At 40.1% G+C, this 23,484-nt stretch carries 20 protein-coding genes and 1 tRNA gene; 6 read left to right on the forward strand and 15 right to left on the reverse strand.

What is annotated here, in order from left to right; all coding sequences use genetic code 11:
* Positions 1 to 233: 233 nt before the first annotated feature.
* The 3 genes from groL to GWJ05_RS03610 form a co-directional block, all read right to left on the reverse strand.
* The gene (gene groL, locus GWJ05_RS03600) at positions 234 to 1,880 is read right to left on the reverse strand and encodes a chaperonin GroEL (RefSeq protein ID WP_036934353.1); all 1,647 of its coding nucleotides are present in this window, start codon (positions 1,878 to 1,880) and stop codon (positions 234 to 236) included.
* 52 nt (positions 1,881 to 1,932) lie between these two features.
* Positions 1,933 to 2,226, reverse strand: coding sequence for a co-chaperone GroES (locus tag GWJ05_RS03605; RefSeq protein ID WP_036914050.1), 294 nt, complete (start codon positions 2,224 to 2,226; stop codon positions 1,933 to 1,935).
* A 169-nt stretch (positions 2,227 to 2,395) separates the two neighbouring features.
* The gene (locus GWJ05_RS03610) at positions 2,396 to 2,902 is read right to left on the reverse strand and encodes an FxsA family protein (RefSeq protein ID WP_036934356.1); all 507 of its coding nucleotides are present in this window, start codon (positions 2,900 to 2,902) and stop codon (positions 2,396 to 2,398) included.
* A gap of 374 nt (positions 2,903 to 3,276) precedes the next feature.
* Between GWJ05_RS03610 and aspA the strand changes: the two genes are divergently transcribed.
* From aspA to GWJ05_RS03640, 6 genes are all read left to right on the forward strand, one after another.
* Positions 3,277 to 4,701 carry an aspartate ammonia-lyase gene (gene aspA / locus GWJ05_RS03615; RefSeq protein WP_036934358.1) on the forward strand — a complete coding sequence of 475 codons (1,425 nt, stop codon included), beginning with the start codon at positions 3,277 to 3,279 and terminating at the stop codon, positions 4,699 to 4,701.
* A gap of 158 nt (positions 4,702 to 4,859) precedes the next feature.
* Complete coding sequence (locus tag GWJ05_RS03620) at positions 4,860 to 6,185, forward strand: anaerobic C4-dicarboxylate transporter (RefSeq protein WP_036934359.1); 1,326 nt, start codon at positions 4,860 to 4,862, stop codon at positions 6,183 to 6,185.
* Between the two features lie 183 nt (positions 6,186 to 6,368).
* Positions 6,369 to 6,941 carry a division control transcriptional repressor DicD gene (dicD, locus tag GWJ05_RS03625; protein ID WP_036934361.1) on the forward strand — a complete coding sequence of 191 codons (573 nt, stop codon included), beginning with the start codon at positions 6,369 to 6,371 and terminating at the stop codon, positions 6,939 to 6,941.
* Positions 6,942 to 7,236: 295 nt separating this feature from the next.
* A tRNA-Phe gene (locus GWJ05_RS03630) sits at positions 7,237 to 7,312 on the forward strand.
* Positions 7,313 to 7,634: 322 nt separating this feature from the next.
* The gene (locus tag GWJ05_RS18770) at positions 7,635 to 7,763 is read left to right on the forward strand and encodes a type II toxin-antitoxin system YhaV family toxin (protein ID WP_115370964.1); all 129 of its coding nucleotides are present in this window, start codon (positions 7,635 to 7,637) and stop codon (positions 7,761 to 7,763) included.
* Positions 7,764 to 8,366: 603 nt separating this feature from the next.
* On the forward strand, positions 8,367 to 9,332 hold the full coding sequence (locus GWJ05_RS03640; protein ID WP_036934362.1) for a helix-turn-helix domain-containing protein: 966 nt from the start codon (positions 8,367 to 8,369) through the stop codon (positions 9,330 to 9,332).
* Between the two features lie 72 nt (positions 9,333 to 9,404).
* Here the strand turns inward: GWJ05_RS03640 and GWJ05_RS03645 are convergent, their stop codons facing one another.
* The 12 genes from GWJ05_RS03645 to GWJ05_RS03700 form a co-directional block, all read right to left on the reverse strand.
* Positions 9,405 to 9,689: a ferredoxin gene (locus GWJ05_RS03645; protein WP_036934363.1), complete on the reverse strand. Its 285-nt coding sequence runs from the start codon at positions 9,687 to 9,689 to the stop codon at positions 9,405 to 9,407.
* Positions 9,686 to 10,972: an FAD-dependent oxidoreductase gene (locus GWJ05_RS03650; RefSeq protein ID WP_036934364.1), complete on the reverse strand. Its 1,287-nt coding sequence runs from the start codon at positions 10,970 to 10,972 to the stop codon at positions 9,686 to 9,688. The genes GWJ05_RS03645 and GWJ05_RS03650 overlap by 4 nt, the downstream gene beginning before the upstream one ends.
* Before the next feature lie 63 nt (positions 10,973 to 11,035).
* Positions 11,036 to 11,977, reverse strand: a complete 942-nt coding sequence (locus GWJ05_RS03655) for an FAD-binding protein (RefSeq protein ID WP_036934366.1) — start codon at positions 11,975 to 11,977, stop codon at positions 11,036 to 11,038.
* Between the two features lie 11 nt (positions 11,978 to 11,988).
* Positions 11,989 to 12,765: a putative electron transfer flavoprotein FixA gene (gene fixA, locus GWJ05_RS03660; protein WP_036934367.1), complete on the reverse strand. Its 777-nt coding sequence runs from the start codon at positions 12,763 to 12,765 to the stop codon at positions 11,989 to 11,991.
* Positions 12,766 to 12,819: 54 nt separating this feature from the next.
* The gene (locus GWJ05_RS03665; protein WP_036934368.1) at positions 12,820 to 13,959 is read right to left on the reverse strand and encodes an acyl-CoA dehydrogenase family protein; all 1,140 of its coding nucleotides are present in this window, start codon (positions 13,957 to 13,959) and stop codon (positions 12,820 to 12,822) included.
* Between the two features lie 95 nt (positions 13,960 to 14,054).
* Positions 14,055 to 15,374 (reverse strand): GntP family permease, encoded by a 1,320-nt coding sequence (locus tag GWJ05_RS03670; protein ID WP_036934369.1) that lies wholly within the window; start codon positions 15,372 to 15,374, stop codon positions 14,055 to 14,057.
* Positions 15,375 to 15,455: 81 nt separating this feature from the next.
* A complete protein-coding gene (locus GWJ05_RS03675) occupies positions 15,456 to 16,589 on the reverse strand; it encodes a 2-hydroxyacyl-CoA dehydratase subunit D (protein WP_036934371.1) in 1,134 nt (377 codons plus the stop codon).
* Positions 16,589 to 17,830, reverse strand: coding sequence for a 2-hydroxyacyl-CoA dehydratase subunit D (locus tag GWJ05_RS03680; RefSeq protein WP_036934372.1), 1,242 nt, complete (start codon positions 17,828 to 17,830; stop codon positions 16,589 to 16,591). Before GWJ05_RS03680 ends, GWJ05_RS03675 begins: the two co-directional genes overlap by 1 nt.
* Positions 17,827 to 18,654: an acyl-CoA dehydratase activase gene (locus tag GWJ05_RS03685; RefSeq protein ID WP_036934374.1), complete on the reverse strand. Its 828-nt coding sequence runs from the start codon at positions 18,652 to 18,654 to the stop codon at positions 17,827 to 17,829. The genes GWJ05_RS03680 and GWJ05_RS03685 overlap by 4 nt, the downstream gene beginning before the upstream one ends.
* Before the next feature lie 36 nt (positions 18,655 to 18,690).
* Positions 18,691 to 19,926: a CaiB/BaiF CoA transferase family protein gene (locus GWJ05_RS03690; protein WP_036934376.1), complete on the reverse strand. Its 1,236-nt coding sequence runs from the start codon at positions 19,924 to 19,926 to the stop codon at positions 18,691 to 18,693.
* Between the two features lie 65 nt (positions 19,927 to 19,991).
* Positions 19,992 to 21,629 (reverse strand): AMP-binding protein, encoded by a 1,638-nt coding sequence (locus tag GWJ05_RS03695; protein ID WP_036934377.1) that lies wholly within the window; start codon positions 21,627 to 21,629, stop codon positions 19,992 to 19,994.
* A gap of 460 nt (positions 21,630 to 22,089) precedes the next feature.
* Positions 22,090 to 23,421, reverse strand: a complete 1,332-nt coding sequence (locus GWJ05_RS03700; RefSeq protein WP_036934379.1) for an MFS transporter — start codon at positions 23,419 to 23,421, stop codon at positions 22,090 to 22,092.
* Between the last annotated feature and the right edge of the window lie 63 nt (positions 23,422 to 23,484).

Consider the following 23,484-nt stretch of genomic DNA (forward strand, 5'->3'; position numbering starts at 1 on the left):
ACAAAAACAAGTGAATAAAAAGCCACCTCAAAACACAAAATAGACCAACAGGCACCTACCACAACTGGGAGCAACGACAAAGGGTTTTTTCTGACAGTGAGCGGGATAACCACACATAATGACAGCAAAAGAAAGGCAATGACAACTACAACAACGATCTGTTATCTCATAAAATGACATAAAAAAACCGAGCCTAAGCTCGGTTTTTTCGTGTAAAACAGTAAGCTGATGAATTACATCATGCCGCCCATTCCACCCATGCCGCCCATACCACCAGCGCCACCTAAATCCATTTTATCATCTTTAGGTAAATCAGTGATCATTGCTTCTGTTGTGATCATCAGACCTGCGATAGATGCAGCAAATTGCAGTGCAGAACGAGTGACTTTAGTAGGATCTAAGATACCCATATCAATCATATCGCCGTAAGCATCCGTTGCAGCGTTATAACCGTAGTTACCTTCACCTGCTTTCACGTTGTTTACAACAACTGAAGGTTCTTCACCTGCGTTAGCAACGATTTGACGCATTGGCGATTCCATTGCACGTAATGCAACGCGGATACCTACTGTTTGTTCTTCGTTATCACCAACCATCTCACGTAGCGCGTTAGCAACACGAACCAGCGCAGTACCACCACCCGCAACAACGCCTTCTTCAACTGCTGCACGAGTTGCATGCAGAGCATCGTCAACACGAGCACGTTTTTCTTTCATTTCCACTTCAGTTGCTGCACCGACTTTAATTACTGCAACACCGCCCGCTAATTTAGCGACACGTTCTTGTAATTTTTCACGGTCATAATCTGAAGTTGCATCTTCGATTTGTTGGCGGATTTGAGATACACGGCCACTGATTGCGTCTTGATCACCTAAACCATCAATAATAGTGGTAGTGTCTTTGTTGATAACAACACGTTTTGCTTGGCCTAAATCTTCTAACGTTGCTTTTTCTAACTCCATGCCGATTTCTTCAGAAATCACAGCACCGTTAGTTAACGTTGCGATATCTTGTAACATTGCTTTACGGCGATCGCCAAAGCCAGGAGCTTTAACCGCAGCAACTTTAACGATACCACGCATGTTATTCACAACTAATGTTGCCAGTGCTTCACCTTCAACATCTTCAGCGATGATAAGTAGAGGTTTGTTGGCTTTAGCAACTGCTTCTAGAACAGGCAGTAACTCACGGATATTTGATACTTTTTTATCAACTAACAGAATGAATGGGTTTTCTAATTCTGCTGTACCTGTTTCAGGTTTATTGATGAAATAAGGAGACAGATAACCGCGGTCAAACTGCATACCTTCAACAACATCTAGCTCATCTTCTAAGCCAGTACCTTCTTCAACAGTAATAACCCCTTCTTTACCGACTTTATCCATCGCTTGTGCGATCAAAGTACCAACAGTTTCATCAGAGTTTGCTGAAATTGTACCAACTTGAGCAATCGCTTTAGTATCTGAACATGGAACAGACAGTTTTTTCAGTTCTTCGACTGCGGCAATAACCGCTTTGTCGATACCACGTTTCAGATCCATTGGGTTCATGCCTGCGGCAACTGCTTTTAAGCCTTCGGCAATGATTGATTGTGCTAATACTGTTGCAGTTGTAGTACCATCACCTGCCGCATCATTAGCTTTAGAAGCAACTTCTTTCACCATCTGCGCACCCATGTTCTCGAATTTATCTTCGAGTTCAATTTCACGTGCTACAGATACACCATCTTTAGTAATAACTGGTGCACCGAAAGATTTATCTAAAACAACGTTGCGACCTTTAGGGCCTAAAGTTACTTTAACTGCATCTGCAAGAACATTAACACCACGTAACATTTTATTACGAGCATCTACACCGAATTTGACGTCTTTAGCTGCCATCGTATATTTCCTTTGAATTCGTTCAGTTTAAGAAGATCTTAAAAGAGAAAAATTATTCTTCTACAATTGCTAAAATGTCGCTTTCAGACATGATAAGCACGTCTTCGTTATCAATTTTTTCTGTTTTAACGCCATAACCGTCGTTAAAAATTACGATATCGCCAACTTTAACATCTAGTGGTTTAACGTCGCCGTTTTCCATAATACGGCCTTGCCCCACGGCTAAGATTTCGCCACGAGTAGATTTACCCGCTGCAGTGCCAGTGAGAACGATACCGCCTGCTGATTTAGCTTCGACTTCTTTACGTTTAACAATAACACGGTCATGTAATGGACGAATCTTCATTAATAGTGCTCCTATAAAAAAGTCCATATCAGGATTAAGGTTGATACCAGTGCCTAAGATGAACCAGTACCATGACGATACAGGTGGGGGCATCCGGTAAAACTTCAAGGGGAGAAGTGTGTTTTTTTTTCAAATTTTCCCCTTTTTAGTCGATTATGCTTTGGGCTAATTATTTTTTGTCAGAAAAATGGTCATTATTCTGATCTTCGCCCTTATTATTCAATTGGTTACTTGGTGAATCTTCTTTGCGCTGATACTCACCTTCAAAAGTGGTGCCATTCTGATGTGAAGAAAATCCGCCTTGAGTATGGCCTGCTGAATAAACACGAATACGAGAAATCAATTTAGTCACTAGCAGTGCTTGCAATGGTGGCAGTAATAACAGTAATCCCAAGAAGTCAGTAAAGAAGCCTGGGATCAACAATAGAATACCTGCCAATATTAACGAAACACTTTTCACCATTTCAGCAGCAGGTACTTCTCCTACCGCTAATTTTTGTTGCATTGAAGCAATATTTTTTACGCCCTGATTTTTTACCAATGAGACACCAACACAAGAAGTCAGCACCACAAGGAAGAGTGTTGTCAGTACGCCAATAGAAGATGCCACATTGACGAAAATAACAGCTTCTATATAAATAAGAAGACAGATAACAATTAATGGGAGCCAACGCACGTGGTTCTCCTTTTTATAAAAAAAGATTCATATTATTAATAGAAAGGAGTGTGAACTACATCTAAGCTGATGGTTTACGAACTCGCTTTTTCTTAGTTTATCTACATAATAATGGGGAGCCTAACACTCCTTTTCAAGGGGTATTAAAAAGAGAAGTAGAACTGTAAAATCCATGAGATAGATCACAAAAAGAAAATATTTAGACGTTATTTACGTATAAAGTGATCCAGCTTAAAGGTATTTGTTCACAACCCGAATATGATCATGTCAGTACCAAGCAAAACGGTAAGTTATATTACATTATTAACCGTTAACGATATATTTTATTAACAAGCGCATAACTAGACAGTTAAAATTTTAATAAGAAGGTTCTCATGTCAAATAAAACTCGTATCGAAGAAGACCTGTTAGGTAAAAGAGAAGTTCCTGCTGATGCTTACTACGGCGTCCATACTTTACGTGCAATTGAAAACTTCTACATCAGTGATCGTACCATCAATGATGTTCCAGAATTCATCCGCGGTATGGTCATGGTGAAAAAAGCAGCAGCATTAGCAAACAAAGAACTTCACACTATTCCTCGTGAAATCGCTGATACGATTATCAAAGCCTGTGACGTAGTATTAGAAACAGGTAAACACATGGATCAATTCCCAGTTGATGTATTCCAAGGCGGTGCAGGTACTTCATTAAATATGAATACCAATGAAGTTATCGCAAACATCGGTCTGGAATTAATGGGTCACCAAAAAGGTGAATACCAATACCTGAACCCAAATGACCACGTCAATAAGAGCCAATCAACAAACGACGCTTATCCTTGTGGTTTCCGTGTAGCGGTTTATAACTCTGTAATCAAGTTAACTGAATCTATCGAACTGCTGAAAGCAGGTTTTGATAGAAAAGCGGTTGAGTTTAAAGATATCCTGAAAATGGGTCGTACTCAATTGCAAGATGCTGTACCAATGACTTTAGGTCAAGAATTCCACGCTTTCTCTGTATTAATGAAAGAAGAAATCAAAAACCTGAAACGTACTGCTGAGTTACTGTTAGAAATGAACTTAGGTGCAACAGCTATCGGTACTGGTCTGAATACAGCGCCTGGTTACCAAAAACTGGCTGTTGAAAAATTAGCAGAAGTAACTGGTTTAGCCTGCGTTCCAGCAGAAGACTTAATTGAAGCAACTTCTGACTGTGGTGCTTATGTAATGGTTCACGGCGCATTAAAACGTTTAGCTGTGAAAATGTCTAAAATCTGTAATGACTTACGTTTACTGTCCTCTGGTCCTCGTGCAGGTCTGAAAGAAATCAATCTTCCAGAACTACAAGCAGGTTCTTCAATCATGCCAGCTAAAGTAAACCCAGTCATTCCAGAAGTTGTTAACCAAGCTTGCTTTAAAGTTATCGGTAATGACACTTGTGTCACTATGGCTGCTGAAGCAGGTCAATTACAATTAAACGTAATGGAACCAGCAATCGGTCAAGCAATGTTCGAATCAATTTCTCTGTTAAGCAACGCTTGTCGTAACTTAGTAGAAAAATGTGTTGATGGCATCACTGCGAATAAAGAAATCTGTGAACACTTCGTCTTCAGCTCAATCGGTATCGTTACTTATCTGAACCCATTCATTGGTCACCATAATGGCGACATCGTTGGTAAGATTTGTGCAGAAACTGGTAAGAGCGTACGTGAAGTTGTTCTAGAACGCGGTTTATTAACCGAAGAACAACTGGATGATATCTTCTCTATCGAGAACTTAAAAAACCCGGCTTACAAAGCAAAACGCTTCGATGATTAATAATTATGTTTTATAACATGACACTGTTAAACATAAGAATGAGCTCTTAAAAATACAAGGCACGGACTCTTTAAGAGACGTGCCTTTTTACTTGATTGTAAAAACAAAAATTTAACTTATCTTTCTCATTTTTTTAATTATCTCAAGGAGTAAACGCTATGCTAGCCGTAGAATTGATTATCGTTCTGCTGGCCATTTTCCTCGGTGCGAGACTTGGGGGAATTGGTATCGGGTTTGCCGGTGGTTTAGGGGTTTTAGTTTTAGCTGCTATCGGTGTTAAACCTGGTTCAATCCCTTTTGATGTTATCTCCATCATTATGGCTGTTATTGCCGCAATCTCTGCGATGCAGGTTGCTGGTGGTTTGGATTACCTTGTTGGCCAAACTGAAAAACTGTTAAGACGTAATCCAAAATACATCACAATTCTTGCGCCAATTGTGACTTATTTCTTAACACTATTTGCAGGTACAGGGAATATCTCTTTAGCAACACTGCCCGTTATCGCAGAAGTTGCAAAAGAACAAGGCATCAAACCTTGCCGCCCTTTATCAACAGGTGTTGTTGCCGCTCAAATCGGTATTACTGCATCTCCAATCTCTGCTGCGGTTGTTTACATGGCATCTGTCATGGAAAACCCTGCAATGGTCGGTGAAGGTAATACAGTAAGCTACATCACTCTGCTGTCTATCTTATTACCAGCAACGTTCCTTGCTATCATTCTGATGTCCTTCATCATCTCTTGGGTATTTAACTCAAAACTGTCAGATGATGCGGTCTATCGTGAACGTTTAGAACAAGGTCTGGTTGAGTTACGTGGTAGCCAAGAACGTAGAGAAACATTACCTGGTGCTAAATCATCTGTAATGCTGTTCTTATTGGGTGTTATCGGTGTTGTAACTTATGCTGTTATCAACAGCCCAAGTTTAGGTATCGTGAAAGAGCCGTTAATGAATACCACTAACGCCATTCTTATCATCATGCTGAGTGTTGCAACCCTTATCACTATCTTCTGTAAAGTGAAAACGGATACTATCCTCAACTCAAGTACTTTTAAAGCAGGTATGAGTGCATGTATCTGTATTCTGGGTGTTGCATGGTTAGGTGATACTTTCGTTTCAAGTAACATTGATTGGATCAAACTGACTGCGGGTGATTTAATCACTGGCCATCCTTGGTTATTAGCCGTTATCTTCTTCTTCTGTTCTGCACTGTTATATTCACAAGCAGCAACAGCAAAAGCATTGATGCCAATGGCTTTAGCTCTAGGTGTATCTCCATTAACTGCAATTGCCTCTTTCTCTGCGGTTTCTGGTCTGTTCATTCTGCCAACTTACCCAACACTAGTTGCGGCAGTTCAAATGGATGACACAGGTACAACTCGTATTGGTAAATTAGTCTTCAACCACCCATTCTTTATCCCAGGTACAATTGGGGTGGTATTAGCGGTCGGATTTGGTTTCCTCTTCGGCGGTATGATCCTGTAGTTTGAAGTAAAAAACGAAAACATTGCAAAAAAGCGCCTAGCGCTTACAAGAAATAAAAAAACAGAAAATACCCCGTCGCAAGATGGGGTATTTTCATTTTACCCTGCCGCCTCTTGCTTTCATTTTTAGTTAAAGTCTGCTAATTATGATGTTTTCGCGACAACGTGATTTAAGGAGATTTCAGTGCAACGTGAAGCGTTATTAGACCACGTACTTATCCAGCTGGAGCAATATGGCTTAGCGGCGACTTTACCGGAGCTTCTTCAAGATTCCGGTATCAATAAATCTCAACTTCACCCATTTTGGCCTGATAGAGATGCCTTAATTTTTGATTGTCTTCGCCATCACGGGCAACAAATTGATATTTGGCAACGCCAAGTGATGTTAGATGAAAAACTGACTATCGAACAAAAGTTACTTGCTCGTTATGATCAGCTCGCCATGCGTTTAGAGAAAAACCGTTTTCCTGGTTGTTTATTCGTTGCTGCTTGTAGCGCATACCCTGATGAACACTCTCAAATCCATCAATTAAGCCAACGTCAAAAACAAAGCTCATTTGATTACTCTAAAACGCTACTACGCGAGCTTGATATCGAAGACAGCGAGTTAGTTGCTAAACAGATGGAACTCATCTTAGAAGGCTGTTTAAGCCGTTTAATGGTGAATCATCATGCTGATGATATTATTACAGCAAAATTATTGGCAGAAGACATTCTTAAGATTGCTCAATGCCGTAAAAATGGCGCATTAAGTTAGTTTTGAGTACTAGGAAACGAGAAAAAGGATCCATTTTTTCGTTTGTACTCAATTTCTCTCTACTGAATAACAAAAAACAAATTTAATCATCAAAAAAGAGAAAGTTTTCTCTTCGACATGCAAAAAAGTGAATATCTTTACTGATTGTTATTTAAGCATTTTTTACTAAAAAATTGCTTATGATGAAAATTTAAACTCGAATAGAATAAAAAGAAAGCAAACGAACTTATTTTTGCATTTTTTATTAAAAAGACGTTGACGCATCACGCTGAATACGGTTTAATGCGCCTCGTTAGCCCGAATAGCTCAGTCGGTAGAGCAGGGGATTGAAAATCCCCGTGTCCTTGGTTCGATTCCGAGTTCGGGCACCATCTTTAGAAAAACCAGCCTTAGGGCTGGTTTTTTGCTTTCTAGCCTTTTAAAAAATCTTTCTCTCAATATCCTAGCTATTTCTTTTCTTATATGTTTAACAACACTGATGTGATCTCACATCAATTCAAAATAGAGTTGTATTCATAGTATTTCAATTAATTTGAAGCACTGAAAAAATATCCAGAAGATTATCAGAAAAAAGCAGATACAAAAAATTTTTGCTCATATATTGAAATCTATAGTAAACATCACAAATGCTCCACGAACTCCAGAGTTTAGATTAGGTAACACCTAGGTGAAGAAAATAAAAATTGATCACGAATTAAATTAGTAAATGGAAGATATCGTTTATTTTTTAGATTCAGTTTTAAGAAAAAGATCATTATTCTAGTATGGATAAATGATAATGGTTTATACATCGAGCAACCTATTTCAGAGCCACGATATTGACTTGTTCACAACAAATAAAAATTATTATCGTGAACATCATTAAGATTAAATATTTTTACTATTAATACATCATGATATCAAAGGAAGATTTGTTGTAATATATAATATGAATATTATTAATACTTAAGTTTATAAAAATTTAATATAATCATTAACGCTATTATTAACAATAAATAACAACATTATTTAACAAGCGATTATACTCCGTACATAAAATCCATATTAACCTACACTCTGAAAAGAATGAAATAAATAAGATATTAATAAGAATCACTCTTAATTTATTTATGAGATCTCACTCTAAAGATAAGAAATTAACTTAGGATTAATATCATAGAAGTGGTAGCATCAAAAATGCTATGAATTAAATATATAATTTAAATGACTTTAGTTTAAATAAATTAAAAACTTTTAAATATATTATCTTCAATTTATTAACAAAGAAAAGAATAAGTATCTTCGCTAATAATTATTTAAATTTACTATTCTAATTTTAAGATTAAAGTTATAAAAATATTATTCTAATTCAGTCTAGTTTATGTCGTTTTTATACTAGATTGATAGCAACACAACAAAAAAACTTTCAATAAAAGTGGGCGTACTATGAAAAGCATGTTTACGACTCGGGAGCTCCCTGACGTAGATCGGTTTTCCGTATTCAGGGATACAATAAAAGACCGCTTTTTATCGTCTTATGAATGCAATGAAGTCGAATTGCCCCCTCATTCTCGATTTTATGCCAACATTGTCGAGCAAAAGGTGACAAATATTCGCTTTATTCAGCTAGAGTCTAATGGTCACTGGGCGAGTAGTCGTCCTTTAGCTAATAAACTTAGCTTAGAAGAGCATTTCCAAATTGAGATACAACGTTCAGGAACTAGTCATCTTACCCAAGATGGGAGAACGGCATTTCTACGGCAAGGTGACTTTTGTATTTTTGATATGGCAAGACCTGTATCATGGTCTTTTGATAACGACTATTCGTTATTTAAGATCCTGATCCCAAGAGAAAAATTAGCATCACGTTTAGGCAACACGCAAAATCTGACTGCAAGGGCAATACGTGGTAATAGTATCACTGGTTCATTGGTATATAGCTTTGTGATGCGCTATATCCCTTTTTTGGATTCGATGCCACCACAACACGCTCAACAACTTGCCGATATTTTATTGAATTTAATTACCTCTGCATTTAGCGAATTCAGTATTGCGACACCACCTCAAAGCTTAGGAAGATCAACGCTGTTTTATTTTGCTCAACACTATCTTGAACAACATCTTTCCGATCCAGATTTAAGTGTTAATGAATGTGCTAGTGCCTGTGGGATCTCAGTGCGCTATTTACAGATGCTTTTTAAAGAACAAAATATGTCTGTACATCGTTGGATCTACCAAAAACGTCTTGAGAATTATAAAACGGCATTAGTTAACCCGCTTTTAGCAGAGAAAAATATTACACAACTAGCTTATGAATGTGGATTTAGTGATATTTCTAATTTAAGCCGAAAATTTAAATCTGAATTTTTTATGACTCCATCTGAGTATCGAAAAATACATTCTTTAAGATAAATAAATGAATTATCTCCCTCTCTAGTTTAGATTTTGGAGGTTATTCTAGAGGGGGAGATAAAGGTGATTACATTAGCCGTAACGAAATTCAATACCTAATGTGCCACAGGGATATTCCCATTTCTTTAAAATCGTCTCGCCACATAACACACGGCAAGTGCCACACTCTAAACACCCAGCATAATCAAAAAGATATTGCCCTTTATCATCTTTTTTATATAAGCCAGCGGGGCACGCTTTCATTAAGATTTCAAATTGTGCGGGATCGATATCATCTTTTAAGACAATATGTGGATTTTCTTCATCTACATTAAATTTATTAACGCCTAATTTAACGTCTACGTTTACTTGACTCATAAAGAACGTACTCCTTTAAAGCCATCTTTAATTAAGTTCATCACACCGACTTTCTTCACTTGAGACAGTATTTTCTTACGTACTGGTTTTTCTGGGCCATTAATCACGAATAAATCGTGCATGACATTAGTGGCCATTTGTGGGTAATCCGTGAAGAATCTGGTGTTATCAAGGAAAGCAGGTAGATCTTTATATAGCTTCATATCTTTCATAACAAAGCTGTCATTTAATAAAGATTGATAACAACTCAGCTCTTTTTGACTGTAGCTGTTTTGTTCTTTCGCCATTAAAACCGCTTTTGCGGCCGCTTCACCTGAAGCAATTGCCAGATCCATTCCTCTTACGGTATAACCCACATTGAGGCAAAATCCTGCGGCATCACCCGCCACTAAGACCCCATCTTTCACTAATTCAGACACCATATTCATGCCACCTTCTGGCACCATATGCGCTGAATATTCTAATAATTTTCCGTCTTTGATAAGGGGGGCAACAACAGGATGTTGTTTAAAATCTTCTAATAGTTGAGGAACTGTTTTTTCGAACTTATTGACATTATGCAGCCCTAAAACTAGGCCTAAAGAAACAGTATTTTTATTGGTGTATAAAAACCCCCCCCCTAAATACCCCCCTGATGGTGCCCCCGCAAAAAGCCAAGCTAACCCTTCATCATTGGTGCAACCAAATCGATCTTCCATTTGTTGTGGTGTGAATTCTAGTAATTCTTTAACTCCTACCGCCACGGTATGAGGATTAACTTTCTGCGTCATACCTAATTGCTTCGCTAACAGTGAATTCACACCATCAGCTAAAATCACGACATTGGCTTCAATTTCATCATCACCCGCTTTAACCCCACAGACTTTGCCATCTTTTACTAATACTTCATCAACACGAACGCCCGTGATCACTTGTGCGCCAGCATTTTCCGCTTTTTCCATTAACCACTGATCAAATGAAGAACGCAATACAGTATAAGAGCGTGCGGCTTCCTCTTCCTGCTGAGTATGCTGATAATCTAACGTAACTCCATCGGTTTCCGTTAACATGGAAATTTTTTCGCGCGTCACAAGACGTTCAACAGGCGCCTCTTGGGCAAAATTAGGGATGATTTTTTCAAGACTATGCGCGTATAAACGCCCTCCCGTCATATTTTTACTGCCAGCGAAATTACCTCGCTCAACCACTAATACATCACATCCTGCTTGCGCTAAAACATAGGCAGCAGTACCACCAGCAAGTCCACCACCCACAATAATGGCGTCAAAAATATCGTCTGACATACTTTTCTATCCTTTTATTATCTGTGGTCGCTTAGCACACTTTCGCCAAGCGACCGACGAGAATTAGCCGCCCAGCTTCGCTGTTAATGCAGGTAACACTTTGTAGAGGTCGCCGACAATCCCGTAATCCACCATATTGAAAATAGGCGCATTCTTATCTTTGTTGATAGCAACAATGACCTTTGCTCTATCAACACCCACCATATGTTGGATTTGCCCTGAAATACCGACAGCAACATAAACATCAGCACCTAAAGTCACACCAGAAACACCAATATAGCGATCGTGTTCCATCCAACCTTCGCCTTCAGCAATTGGACGTGAGCAACCCACTTCACCTTGAAGGGCTTTCGCTAATGCTGACGCTAACGCAATATCATCTGCCTTACCAAAGCCACGTCCAACACCAACAACACAATGCGCTTTACCTAAATCAACGCTACTACCTTGTTTTGGCTTACGTGCTAACACTTTTAATGTATACGCAGGGGCGACAAAGGTGCCTTGTACCACTGATGCATTGGGAGCATCTGTAATGACTTCCACATCTAATGCACCACCAACAGTAGCAATAGCATAAGGTGAGCGAATTTCTGCTTTAGCATGTGCTAAACCACCATAAATTTGGTGTGTTGCGATCACCGTATTGTTTTCAACAGTCAGACTTAATGCATCACTGACAACACCTGCTTTTAACGTAACACCTAGACGAGCCGCAATGGCTTTTGCTCGTTTTGATGATGCTAATAAAACCAATGCATTAGCACCTGCTTCTTTAATAATTTCAGCAAAAGAGGTCGCATAATCTTCAGCAATCACACCGTCTTGTGGTGCAAAGCAATAGACACAATCAGCCCCCAGACTGACGCATTCACGCGTACTTTCATCATCACCGATAAATAACACATTCACTTTTTCACCAAGACTACGAGCAAACGCAATCAGTTTTGCTAAATCATCCGCTTTCTCGGCATAAACAAAAGTTGTAGGGAGTAAACTAGCCATTTTTAATCTCCTTATTGATTAACCGCTTGGCGTAAATGCTCAGCAAATGTGGCAATATTTTCATCTGAATCACCGTCTAAAATAATCCCTAGGCGATCAGTCTGTTCTGGTGCGCACACCTGTGTTTGCACAACAGTCGGAGCTAAAATATCAACACCAATATCCCCTAACTCAAGTTTCTCAACAGGTTTTTTATTGGCAGCTAAAATGGCTTTCATTGATGGTAATTTTGGGGTGTTGATGCTTGATGTCACGCAGACAACGGCAGGTAATGTCAGCTCTAGCTCTTCAGTGATATTTTCTAAATCACGCTCAACAATGATTTTGTCACCTTCAACGGTGATTTTGTTCACGGCATTAACACAAGGTAAGCCTAAGTATTCACCTACTGCTAAACCTGTTTGTTGAGCGTATAAGTCACCAGAGCCTTCACCGAAAATTAATAAATCAAAACCCACCTTTTGTGCCGCTTGCGCAATAATATTAGCGGTATCTGTTGAATAAAGAGCATTGCACGCATCATCAGCAACAAGTGTTAATGCATCAGGGCCACGCGATAAAATATCTTTTTTAATTTTCGCATTTTCTACCATTGCACTAGTGCCTATACTCAATGCAGTTACGGTGCTATCACCCAGAGCCGAGGCAATTTCTACTGCGGTTTCAATTGCATTTAAATCATATAAACTAATTTTTAAACCCGCATTATCAGTTGCGAGTGTACGATCAGGCCGCGTTGTGATGTCTTGTTCGTCATGAACAACCTTACAGCAGGCAATAAGTTTCATAATTCACATTCTCCGTTTTGCTCAAGGGAGCAAATTAATAAAATCCCAATGTCATTACGCTAAAATATGTTTAGCGATCACCATGCGTTGCACTTCGCTTGTGCCTTCAAAAATTTCAGTGAGTTTTGCTTCACGCATTAGGCGTTCAACAGGATAAGATTTGGTGTAACCCATACCACCGTGGAGTTGAACGGCTTTTTGAGTGACATAGGTTGCTGTTTCAGAAGCGTATAATTTGGCTTGCGCTGATTCGCGGGTATAAGGAAGCCCAGCAATTTTTGCCGCAGCTGCGCGATATACCAGCATACGAGCACAGTCTACGCGGGTAGCCATGTCCACTAACATCCATTGCACACCTTGGTTGGCTGCAATGGGTTTTCCAAATTGAATACGCTCTTTGGTGTAATCAATCGTGGCATCTAATGCACTTTGTGCGATACCTAACGCAATAGCAGAACAGCTTAAACGACCACCATCTAAGGTCTCCATGGCAATGCTAAAGCCTTTACCTTCCGCGCCTAAACGTGCACTAACAGGTACAACACAGTCACTAAAACTGACAGAACAAGTTTCAGAGCCATTCATACCCATTTTTTCTTCTGGTAAACCAATGCTGATCCCTGGGTTATCACGCTCAACTAAGAATGCGGTGATCCCTTTAACACCCGCACTTTTATCAGTCATGGCAAATACGATAAAGAATGCACCTTGAGGTGCTGCTGTGATCCACAATTTAGATCCATTGATCACATAATTATCACCTTGACGAACAGCGGTTGTTTGTTGAGCGGCGGCATCACAACCCGCACTTGGTTCGGATAAACAGAAGCAACCAATTTGTTCACCTGAAACCACTCCCGGTAAAATACGTGCTTTGGTTTCTTCATCAGCATATTTTTGAATAACAGGGCCTGTTAATGAACACTGTGATCCCATGATCATGGCATGTGCTGCACTGACTTTTGCCATCTCTTCTGTTGCTAATACATAGCTAATTGCATCCGCTTCTGTACCACCATAATTTTCATCAATATTGAAACCAAAGAGTCCTAATTCAGCCATGGGAGTGATGCTTTCACTTGGAAAACGGTGTTCTTTATCGATTTCCCCCGCAATCGGCTTAATGTCGTTTTCAACAAACTCTCTGACCATATCGCGGATCAGGATTTGTTCTTCTGTTAGCTGAAAATCCATGTTTATTTTCCTCTGAGAATATTTAGGGTTATCTCTATGGCGTGCGATTTCACGTTTTTCGTCTTATCGCACGCATTAATGGGTTAACGTTATTCCTACATCGTCGCTATAGATGCAGGTAAGAAGGTGTACAGCAGCAACATAAACATCATGGCTAACAGTGGGATCGCGAGAGTTAACGTTCCTACAGGGCCATAGCCCTCTTTATGGCTGACACCACAGACGCTAAAGACAGTAATAATCAATCCGTTAAATGGTGGAGTTGTGCTCATTGATGCCATTGTGGCCACACGGTGTAAGGCGCCTTGATCAACCACGGTTGCAGGGAACATTGCAGCAATCATTGGCATAGCAATACTTAACGCACCAGAGCCTGAACCGCTGATAAACACCAGCGCACCGACGGAAATCGCAGTCACAACCAGAGGATTAAGACCCGATTGAGCAATCGCTTGGAAAGATTCTTTGAATGCTGGTAAGGTCATCACTAATGCCCCAAACCCAACAATAACTGCGGTATTAAAGAGAGAGGTCACTCCTTCCATCGTGCCAGCGGCCAAATTAGGTACGAGTTTTTTCCAATCGAGATAGCGTAAATACACAATTAAGGCCGCTATAATGGCGCAGAACAGAGCAATAGCAGGATCCCATTTCAGAATATTCAGCACGACCAACAAAATAAGCATTGGGAGTAATGCAACGAGCACATTCGGTAATTGACGTTCTTTTTTACCCTCTTCGGCTTTTGCTGTTTTTTCGTCTTCAACCCAACCTTCACCTTTCGCTTTTACACGCTTAAATAACCAAGTGAGATAAATAATCACTAAAGTGACCTGGAACAGTGCAGTCAACATTCCGGGTACTAAACCCGCCGTCGCTGACGTCCCTAGGAATTTCATTGGAATAAGGTTTTGGATTTGTGGTGATCCAGGCATTATCATCACAAACGTACCTGCACCAGCAAAATAGACAGCTGGAATAAGCCTGCGAGGCAGATTCGCTTTACGAAATAGACTCACCATCATCGAATAAACGGTAAACAGTGCAACAAACACTGAAACACCGCCGTAGGCTAAAATGGCACAAGCCGCAACTAATGAAGGAATAACGGCTCTTTCACCAAATTTACCAATAATAAAAGAGGCAACACTATCAGCAGCGCCACTGATAGCGGTTAATTTGCCAAAAATCGCACCGAGTACGAAAATGAAGAAGAAGCTACCAAAATAGCCACCTAACCCACCGGTATACACTTGTAACAGTGCATCGACAGGATTAAGCATATCTGGTGATACAAGCCATGCAGTCACAGCAAGAAATAGGCTGGTGGTAAAAACAGAAATGAAGATATGTATGCCTTTCATACACATGATCATTAATATCGCTAGCCCAATGATTAAACAAATAATACCCATAATTGCCCCACTTATATGTGTTAGGGTTCAATTGACCTGTGCTATTTCACACAGGTCTTTTGTGACTATTGATTAATGTTGTTAAGCAGAAAGCACATCCGCAAAAGTTTGCAGTGCGGTTCTAGCCTGTTCATACGTTTTGGTTTGCTGATCAATTTCGATAATGATGGAAGGAATGCCTTCTTTATCGAGGAATTTCTTCACTATCGGAGCATCGAATTCTTCGGGATCACAGAATTTTGTCAGTAAATAGACGACACCATCAGCGCCTGTGTTTTTCACCATATCGGCAATTAAACGACCGCGTTTTTTCTCTGGATCATATAAAAGTGAACACCCTTCAAGCTGGGCAATTTGCTCTGCCATCGCTTCATAAGGTGCGTTATTTTCTGGGATATCTTGACGGAACTGACGAGACTCATGCGCCACTTCATCTGCTACAATCGCCATCTTGTTATCAGCCAAAATTTGTAGAATAGAAGGACTATCCGCAATAATGCCTGTCACGACAATTTTGTGCCCTTTCCAAGGTTCTGGAGATAAGGTTTTGCATTGCGCAACAATGGCTTCAACAGCTTTGGTATGTTCAACCACATCCATAAAATAACCACTTTTGATCACAGTATTACGACGTTGTGGTGTGATTAAGTTTGGATGAAGGGCTGCAATTTCAGAGAATTCACGTAACGCGGCGCGACGCAGATTAAACAGATGGATTGCATTTTTTAGTGCATCATCTGTCACAGGCTGACCTGAAATTTCCCCTAATTGCAGTGCAATTTTTTTGTATTGTTCAGTTAAGAAAGCAATACCTGCTGGGGTTTTACGATTTTGTGGATGCACCAATTGAATAAATGGTACTTGTGACACACCGGCTTTCCAGTTTTGCCCTAAGCATTTTAAGGTGTCACACAAAGAAGGAATTATGGCTGCTGACAGTTTATTCAGCGCACCATCTAATCCCATCTCAAGAGAAGAAAGCACTAGCGCACAATAAAAAGGAGGAAAATATTTCTTCGCTTCTGAGATTTCACGTCCTTCAGCTCCCCAAATGCCAAAAGGCACCATGCCAGCCGCATAGACAATTTCATTCGGGGTATATTCAGGAAAACAGCCAACAACCTTTTTGCCACTGCGAATAAATCCCTCTAACTGAGCAACAGGAGTATCCACCACTGCTTGTAGAGCATCAAACTTATCTATTAATGTTTTCATTAGATGTCCCCCTTTTTCATTTCTGCCTTATTAGCAGCCATAATTTCAGTCAATGCTTCAACACGGGTGACATACTGCGCTTCAGAGAAAACTCGAGGATCAGCTTGGTCGCCATCAAAAGTCACTGTTGGGATCTTAAGTTCATGACGAATACGGCGCTCAATTTCAGGCATAATGCCACTCCAGAGCTTACAACTGCGGTTAACGTGAATAATCGCACCGTCCACTTTATTCTGACGACTGACGTCAATACGCATATCTGCAGCACGCTCAACAGAGACACAGTTAGGGACGTAAGAGTAAGCACGCATCATCTCGTCACTGTTTTGATAAATCACACCAAATGCAGTGGCGTAAACAGTGGCAGTCACGTTGATGCCTTGCTCTTTTAACGGAGTCGATGTGGCACGCAAGTAAGGCCAGCAGGCAATACCTTCAAAGAGAACACGGTATTTTTCTTCTCCGCGATAAGTCGATTTTTTCTCTTTGATGTTTTGTTCCATCTCTTCACACAGTTGTTCAAAAGCCAGTGCAGCTTCTAATTTACCGCGCGCACAAACAGCAACAGCCATGTGGTTAAACAAATCAAAACCATTCATTGGAGACGGTTCATATTGGCAATATTCTGCAGCTTTTAACCATGCACGCCCTGTGCGTTGTGAGATTTCACAGACTTCTTTAAATTTCTCTTCGGAGAAGACTTTGCCAGTGACTTTTTCAAGTTGTTTAATCGCATCATCAAATTGCGCTTGAACATACTTCACGGTCACATCATCGGTGTCATAATCATTTTTATAAGGAATATCGATGAGGATCATCGGGATATTCAGTTCATATGCGATATTTTCATACCACTTGATCATGCAGTTACAGATATTGTTGCAACACAGCAAGAAGTCGGGCTGAGGCATATCCATCTCTTCACACTGCTTAATATCCATGTAAGAGAGACTGATACGAGCATAAGCACAGATATCATTGGAATACCCCATACTCTCTGCATGTTCACACATTTTTAAACCCGCACCTTTTGCCGCAATCGCAGCAGCTTGGTTTTCAGGGTAAACCACACATAAACCTAATGTTTCAGCAATCTCTTGTGGAAAGTTAGAGGCACACCAGCCTATTTTTTCACCGCTATTTTTAGCATCCCACGCACGCTGATAAGCATCCGCAGCGATTTTTTGCAGTCGTTTTTTTGCAGGAATATAATCCGGCGCATTCATATCTACATTGCTCATTTTGATGTTCCTATTGTTAACGCATCGTCTTCCAGTTGATGGCGGTACGCTTCAAAGGCATAAATGGCGGCACCTATCGCCCCGTTGTATTGTGATAATGGTGAGATGGCGATAGAGGCGTTCAGCTCTTCGCTAACATAACGAACAACTTCAAAATTACTGGCAACACCGCCTGTCATCACGACAGGTGCTTCAACACCCACTCGTTTTGCAAGACCAGCAATACGGCTAGCCACCGAGCGGTGAATACCATTAATTACATCGGGTATTGTTTCGTTATTTGCGAGATGGGAAATGACTTCGGATTCAGAGAACACGGTACAGGTTGAGCTAATCGTGACTTTTTTAGTGGACTTAGCGCCCTCTTGTGCGAGATCGGAAATCTTAGTTTCTAATACTCTCGACATCACATCTAAAAAGCGTCCTGTACCCGCAGCGCACTTGTCATTCATCACAAAGTTTAGTAAACGGCCTGCACCATCCATATGGAGTGCTTTAACGTCTTGACCGCCGATATCAATCACTGTTTTTACGCCCGGAAAAAGAAAGTGCGCCCCTTTCGCATGACAACTCAGTTCGCTCACTTCTTTATTGGCTTCTTTCAGAGAATTACGGCCATAACCTGTTGCGCAGATCCAACTTATCTGACTGAGATCACCGCCAAATTGACTGACTACTTCAGCGATCGCTTTTTCAGGTCCTGAGGTTCCTGCACCTACGGATGCCAGTGATTTGGCGACAATAGTGTCACCATTTTTCATGATGATGCATTTTGATGCAGACGATCCGATATCAACGCCCATTGTGAAAATGTCTTGTTGCATGCCTTTGCTCTCCTGAAAATTAAAAAAATAAATGGATTATTCTTTCCACGTCATCACGTCTTTATTGGCTTCAAGGTTGGCAATTTCCTCCGCGCTATACCCTAATTCAGCTAATACAGACGGTGTATCTTCACCTAGCAAAGGACCTCGACGATATTCAGGCAAACCACTTTCTAAGAAATCAATAGGTGGACGAACTAAGGCTTTTTCACTGCCATTGTTGTACTTCATGTTGTAGAAGGTGTTGATTGCCCAAGCCTGTTTGTCTTCCAACACCTCTTCCCATGTTTGCGCAATACTGAATGGGATATCGTTTTTGGTGAAAATATCTGCCCACTCTGACGCTGTTTTTTGCTCAACTTGATGCCAAATCAGATCATATAATTCAGGGGAGCGATTATTTTTCGCCACTTCTTGTAAACGTGTATAACGAGCGTCTTCCGCTAAATCTGGACGACCAATACAAGAAATAAAGGTTGGATAGTAGGCGTCATAAACTGGCATACAGACCTGAATAAAACGGTCATCTTTTGTTTTATAAGCCAGAATAAATGGGCTAGTGGTATTACGACGATCGATTGGATACGGCTGGCCATAATCGGGGTATTGTGCTGCTTGGATCATGATCGCTTGGGTATAAATTGAGGTATGCAGTAAGTTCGTCGAAACATACTCACCTTGACCAATATTTTTAGCGCGAATATAAGCCGCTAACACCCCAGAGACTAAACCTAGTGCACATTGATGATCGCCAAGGCCGGGGATCACGTTCATAGGTACTGTGCCTTTTTGATACAGCGAACCTAAAATACCGCCACGCGCAAAGAACGCGGTGTAATCAAATCCAGGTAGATCTTTATCTGGACCTTCATCGCCATAGCCTGTCACGCTGGCATAAACTAACTTTGGAAAGCGCTGTTTTAAGGTTTCATAATCTAGCCCAGCGCGTTCTCTTGCCCCCGGGCGCCAGTTAGTTAAGAAAATGTCGGCTTTTTCTAACAGTTCAAACAGAATTTTTTTACCTGCTTCTGTTTTCGTATTTAAGACAATGCCTCGTTTATTGGCGTTTTCTAAATCAAAGCTGGTGTTTTCATGTTGATCTAACGGACGGCCTTCAGTCGGTGCGGTATAACGTAAGTTATCACCACTTGGGGATTCAATTTTGATTACATTTGCCCCCATATCAGCTAAAATACGACCTGCTGCGGGTACGGCAATAAAGGTCGCCAGCTCAACTACAGTGACGCCTTCCAGTGCTTTACGACTTGTCATTTTTTCTCCTAATTATTTTTAGACTTCATACTGCTGTTGTCAGAATGTGGATAATCCGCGGTCACTTAACCCGCTACTTTGGTTTCTTCATCCTTGATTGAAACGCCATAACCCAATTGCAACTTCAGGGCTTGCACATCAATTTTTCCGCAAGGGGTATGAGGAAATTGCGTAAAGAAATGGAGTTCTTTGGGAATTTTGTAGCGAGCCAATCGCTCTTGTAGAAATGTACGTAATTCGCTTTCATTTAGGGTGTAGTCTTTTTGCACACAAATCGTAGCAATCACTTCTTCACCTAAATCTGTAGAAGGAATACCGAACGCTTTGGTTGCATCAACGCCAGGATATTCCGCGATAGCCTCTTCTATTTCACAAAGGCTGATATTTTCACCACCACGGACTACAATTTCTTTCATGCGATAGGCATAGTGGTAATTTCCTTGTTTATCGACATAACCAATATCCCCTGTATGTAACCAACCCTCTTCGTCTAGTGCTTCCTTGGTTTTATCAGGGGCATTGTCATACCCCATCATCACATGAAAACCACGGGTGCAAATTTCACCCAAAACGCCCACTGGCACAGGTTTACCTGTTTTCGGGCTAATGATTTTCATTTCAACAAAAGGTAATGGTTTACCGATAGAACTGCGTTTTATGGATAAAGCATCATTTGGTAATGTTTGAGTACAACAAGGAGAAGCTTCTGTTTGACCATAAGAGACGGTGATCCCTTTCATCCCTAGAGTATTTTCAATGTCATCAACTAATGCAGAAGGGAAACTTGCCCCTGCGATAATACCTTTATCAAGGCTAGATAAATCGTAGTGAGAGAACTGCTCGTGCTTCATTAAGCGACTAAAAATCGTTGGTACGCCATGCATAACGGTGCAGCGATAGTCTTGAACCACTTTCAAAACATCTTCTGCACAATAGTTATCAAGAAGAACTAATTGGCATCCAGTTGTTAACGCAAAAAAGAGGCAAGAAGAGAGCCCAAAACAGTGAAATAGAGGAACAGCAAGGCAAATGACATCGTTATGCGTTACACCTAACCGCTGTGCTGACAACATGGCATTGTTAATCACATTATATTGACTTAACATGACACCTTTCGGCATTGCTGTGCTGCCTGAGGTCATTTGAATGGTCAGTAAATCTTTTACACTGACTTGTGAAACAGCGTGTTGATATTCTTTATCTGATATTTTTTGGCTAACTTCTTTTAATTGAGATAAAGAGACACTTTTTTCTGCATGTTTATTTCCCATGCTAATAAATAATCGAGGTAATATATCGTTATTTTCAGATGCTTTTTCAGAAAGACAATTAATAACCTCAATAAAGTCATTACTTTTAAAACCATCTGAAAAACAGAGTGCTTTAATTCCGGTTAATCGACATAAATCTAATAACTCTCTTTTTTTAAAATGAAAGTTAATACAAACAACAGGAACACCAATTTGAGCGGCAGCAAGAAAACAGATTATCCACTCTTTGCTATTAGCAGACCAAATACCTAAACGATCTCCTTTTTTTAAACCAATGGCTAAAAAACCACGCGCAACACTTTCCACTTCTTGTTGTAATTGTTGCCAAGAAAGTGTCTTTTTACTTTGGTTTTCAATCAAGGCTGTTTGTGAAGCATATTGCTTTACAATATTGTTTAGACATTCTTTAACTGTCATTTCTAATAAGGTCATAAATACCTACTCAACCGCTTTTCTGCTGGTGTTTGCGTCTGTAATGACCTTATTCTGGGTAGGGAGAATTATTCATTCTTGGTAAATAACGAACTGTTTTTCGTCATTTGAATAGTCTGAGAGAGATCTGTGATTGGGGTCTAGATTTGGTGAGTTAAATATAATTTGTAATTGAAGAGAAATTAATAATAATGAAATAAATTTGAAACCAAGGCGTTATAAAGGTGTTATTTAAAAAAATAAAAAGGAGAGTTATTTTATTTAAATAAGAAAAATAAAGTCACTCTCTTTTTAATATAAATAAACTCATCTCACTTAAGATATAAACAAATCTTATCAATAAACATTGATGTAATAATTTAAATTAAAATAATATAAAAATAAATACAATAACGATTAAACTTTATAACATCTAAATAAAAATATTTTAAATGACTTAACTTATTTTATTATTCATCAATTAAAGATGTTGTTTACCCTGTCGCATTGGCATGGTTGAGGTTTGATTTAGTGTTAATCCTTTGGTTTCTGGTGCAAACAATACAGAAACTATCATACCGAATAAGGAAATCGCAGCGCCCACCAGCATGGTGGTATTAATGCCATAAGTGGCAATAAAAGCAGGAAGCGCACAAGTTGAAATAACCGTCCCAATACGACTTATTGACATAATGACACCAACCGCCGATGCACGAATATCTGTTGGGAACAATTCATTTGGATAAAGCCATTGTAAAATTCCGGGGCCACCAGAAAAGAAGGCATAAGTCGCAAATGCTAAGATAACAAATAAAATAGGTAAATCAGGAAAAACACCTAGCACCAATAGTGCTAATGTCATCATGGCAAAACTACCAATCAATAACGGACGTCGCCCTGTTTGGTTTAACCAAAACATGGCGGGAATACACCCAAACATAAAGAATAGGCTAATCACCACATTACCTAACGCAGCGCTCCTTCCTGCATCCCATCCTAATAACCCGACAATCTGTGGCCCGAAAGTATAAATGGCAAACATGGGGATAACTTGGCAAGTCCAAATGACGGCAACAAACAGAACAAAAGAAAAATGACGTTTATTAAATAGCTCGATAAAACGCGTTGTTTTAGCATTTTCAGCTTCAAAAACAACCGGTTCACCAAAGAGTTTTATCATCATTTCGTTACACTCTTGAATACGCCCTTTACGTATTAACCAAAGGGGTGATTCGGGCAAATCAAAGCGGCCAATTAAAATAATGACGCAAGGAATAAAGGCACTGCCCAACATCCAACGCCAGCCATCTTCAATATCGTATAAAAGATAACCGACTAAATTTGCGCAAGTCGCCCCGATATACCACATAGCGGCAATAAAACCGACGGCAAAAGCACGTTGTTTTTTATTGGAAAACTCCGTGATCATCGAAGTCGCAATGGGATAATCGGCACCAATCACGATTCCAATAAGGAATCGCATCACTAATAGGCCCACCGGCGTTGACACAAACATCGTCGCAATCGAAATCAGCGCAATAGCCACAATATCAACGAGGAACATTTTGCGACGACCCACTTTGTCACAAATATAACCAAAGAGTGATGTACCAATAAACAGCCCGGCTAATGTTGCAGCACCAAGCAGACCTATCCACTGTGCATCAAGCTGTAATAACGGCGTGAGTTGCTCTAACGCCACCCCAATGATCACTAATACATAGCCGTCAAGAAACGGGCCACCACTCCCCCATAACATCACCCGACGATGTACAGAGGTAAAACGAATATCATCAAAGTTTCTGGGTTGCATGACTGCGTCCTGGTATTTTTTCTAAATAAAATAAAAAAGAAAAGCTCCCAGGCCGGAGATAGC

The sequence above is a fragment of the Proteus sp. G2626 genome (assembly GCF_009915985.1).
GTDB lineage: Bacteria > Pseudomonadota > Gammaproteobacteria > Enterobacterales > Enterobacteriaceae > Proteus > Proteus vulgaris.

Excerpts from the sequence above, each read along its gene's own strand:
- GWJ05_RS03655 (WP_036934366.1), bottom strand. The coding sequence starts at position 11,977 with ATGGCTAGTTTACTCCCTACAACTTTTGTTTATGCCGAGAAAGCGGAT.
- GWJ05_RS03665 (WP_036934368.1), bottom strand. The coding sequence starts at position 13,959 with ATGGATTTTCAGCTAACAGAAGAACAAATCCTGATCCGCGATATGGTC.
- GWJ05_RS03620 (WP_036934359.1), top strand. The coding sequence starts at position 4,860 with ATGCTAGCCGTAGAATTGATTATCGTTCTGCTGGCCATTTTCCTCGGT.
- GWJ05_RS03695 (WP_036934377.1), bottom strand. The coding sequence starts at position 21,629 with ATGACCTTATTAGAAATGACAGTTAAAGAATGTCTAAACAATATTGTA.
- GWJ05_RS03650 (WP_036934364.1), bottom strand. The coding sequence starts at position 10,972 with ATGTCAGACGATATTTTTGACGCCATTATTGTGGGTGGTGGACTTGCT.
- GWJ05_RS03700 (WP_036934379.1), bottom strand. The coding sequence starts at position 23,421 with ATGCAACCCAGAAACTTTGATGATATTCGTTTTACCTCTGTACATCGT.
- GWJ05_RS03675 (WP_036934371.1), bottom strand. The coding sequence starts at position 16,589 with ATGAAAACATTAATAGATAAGTTTGATGCTCTACAAGCAGTGGTGGAT.
- GWJ05_RS03690 (WP_036934376.1), bottom strand. The coding sequence starts at position 19,926 with ATGACAAGTCGTAAAGCACTGGAAGGCGTCACTGTAGTTGAGCTGGCG.
- GWJ05_RS03605 (WP_036914050.1), bottom strand. The coding sequence starts at position 2,226 with ATGAAGATTCGTCCATTACATGACCGTGTTATTGTTAAACGTAAAGAA.
- groL (WP_036934353.1), bottom strand. The coding sequence starts at position 1,880 with ATGGCAGCTAAAGACGTCAAATTCGGTGTAGATGCTCGTAATAAAATG.
- GWJ05_RS03640 (WP_036934362.1), top strand. The coding sequence starts at position 8,367 with ATGAAAAGCATGTTTACGACTCGGGAGCTCCCTGACGTAGATCGGTTT.
- GWJ05_RS03680 (WP_036934372.1), bottom strand. The coding sequence starts at position 17,830 with ATGAGCAATGTAGATATGAATGCGCCGGATTATATTCCTGCAAAAAAA.
- aspA (WP_036934358.1), top strand. The coding sequence starts at position 3,277 with ATGTCAAATAAAACTCGTATCGAAGAAGACCTGTTAGGTAAAAGAGAA.
- GWJ05_RS03685 (WP_036934374.1), bottom strand. The coding sequence starts at position 18,654 with ATGCAACAAGACATTTTCACAATGGGCGTTGATATCGGATCGTCTGCA.
- fixA (WP_036934367.1), bottom strand. The coding sequence starts at position 12,765 with ATGAAACTTATTGCCTGCTGTAAGGTTGTTCATGACGAACAAGACATC.
- GWJ05_RS03670 (WP_036934369.1), bottom strand. The coding sequence starts at position 15,374 with ATGGGTATTATTTGTTTAATCATTGGGCTAGCGATATTAATGATCATG.
- GWJ05_RS03645 (WP_036934363.1), bottom strand. The coding sequence starts at position 9,689 with ATGAGTCAAGTAAACGTAGACGTTAAATTAGGCGTTAATAAATTTAAT.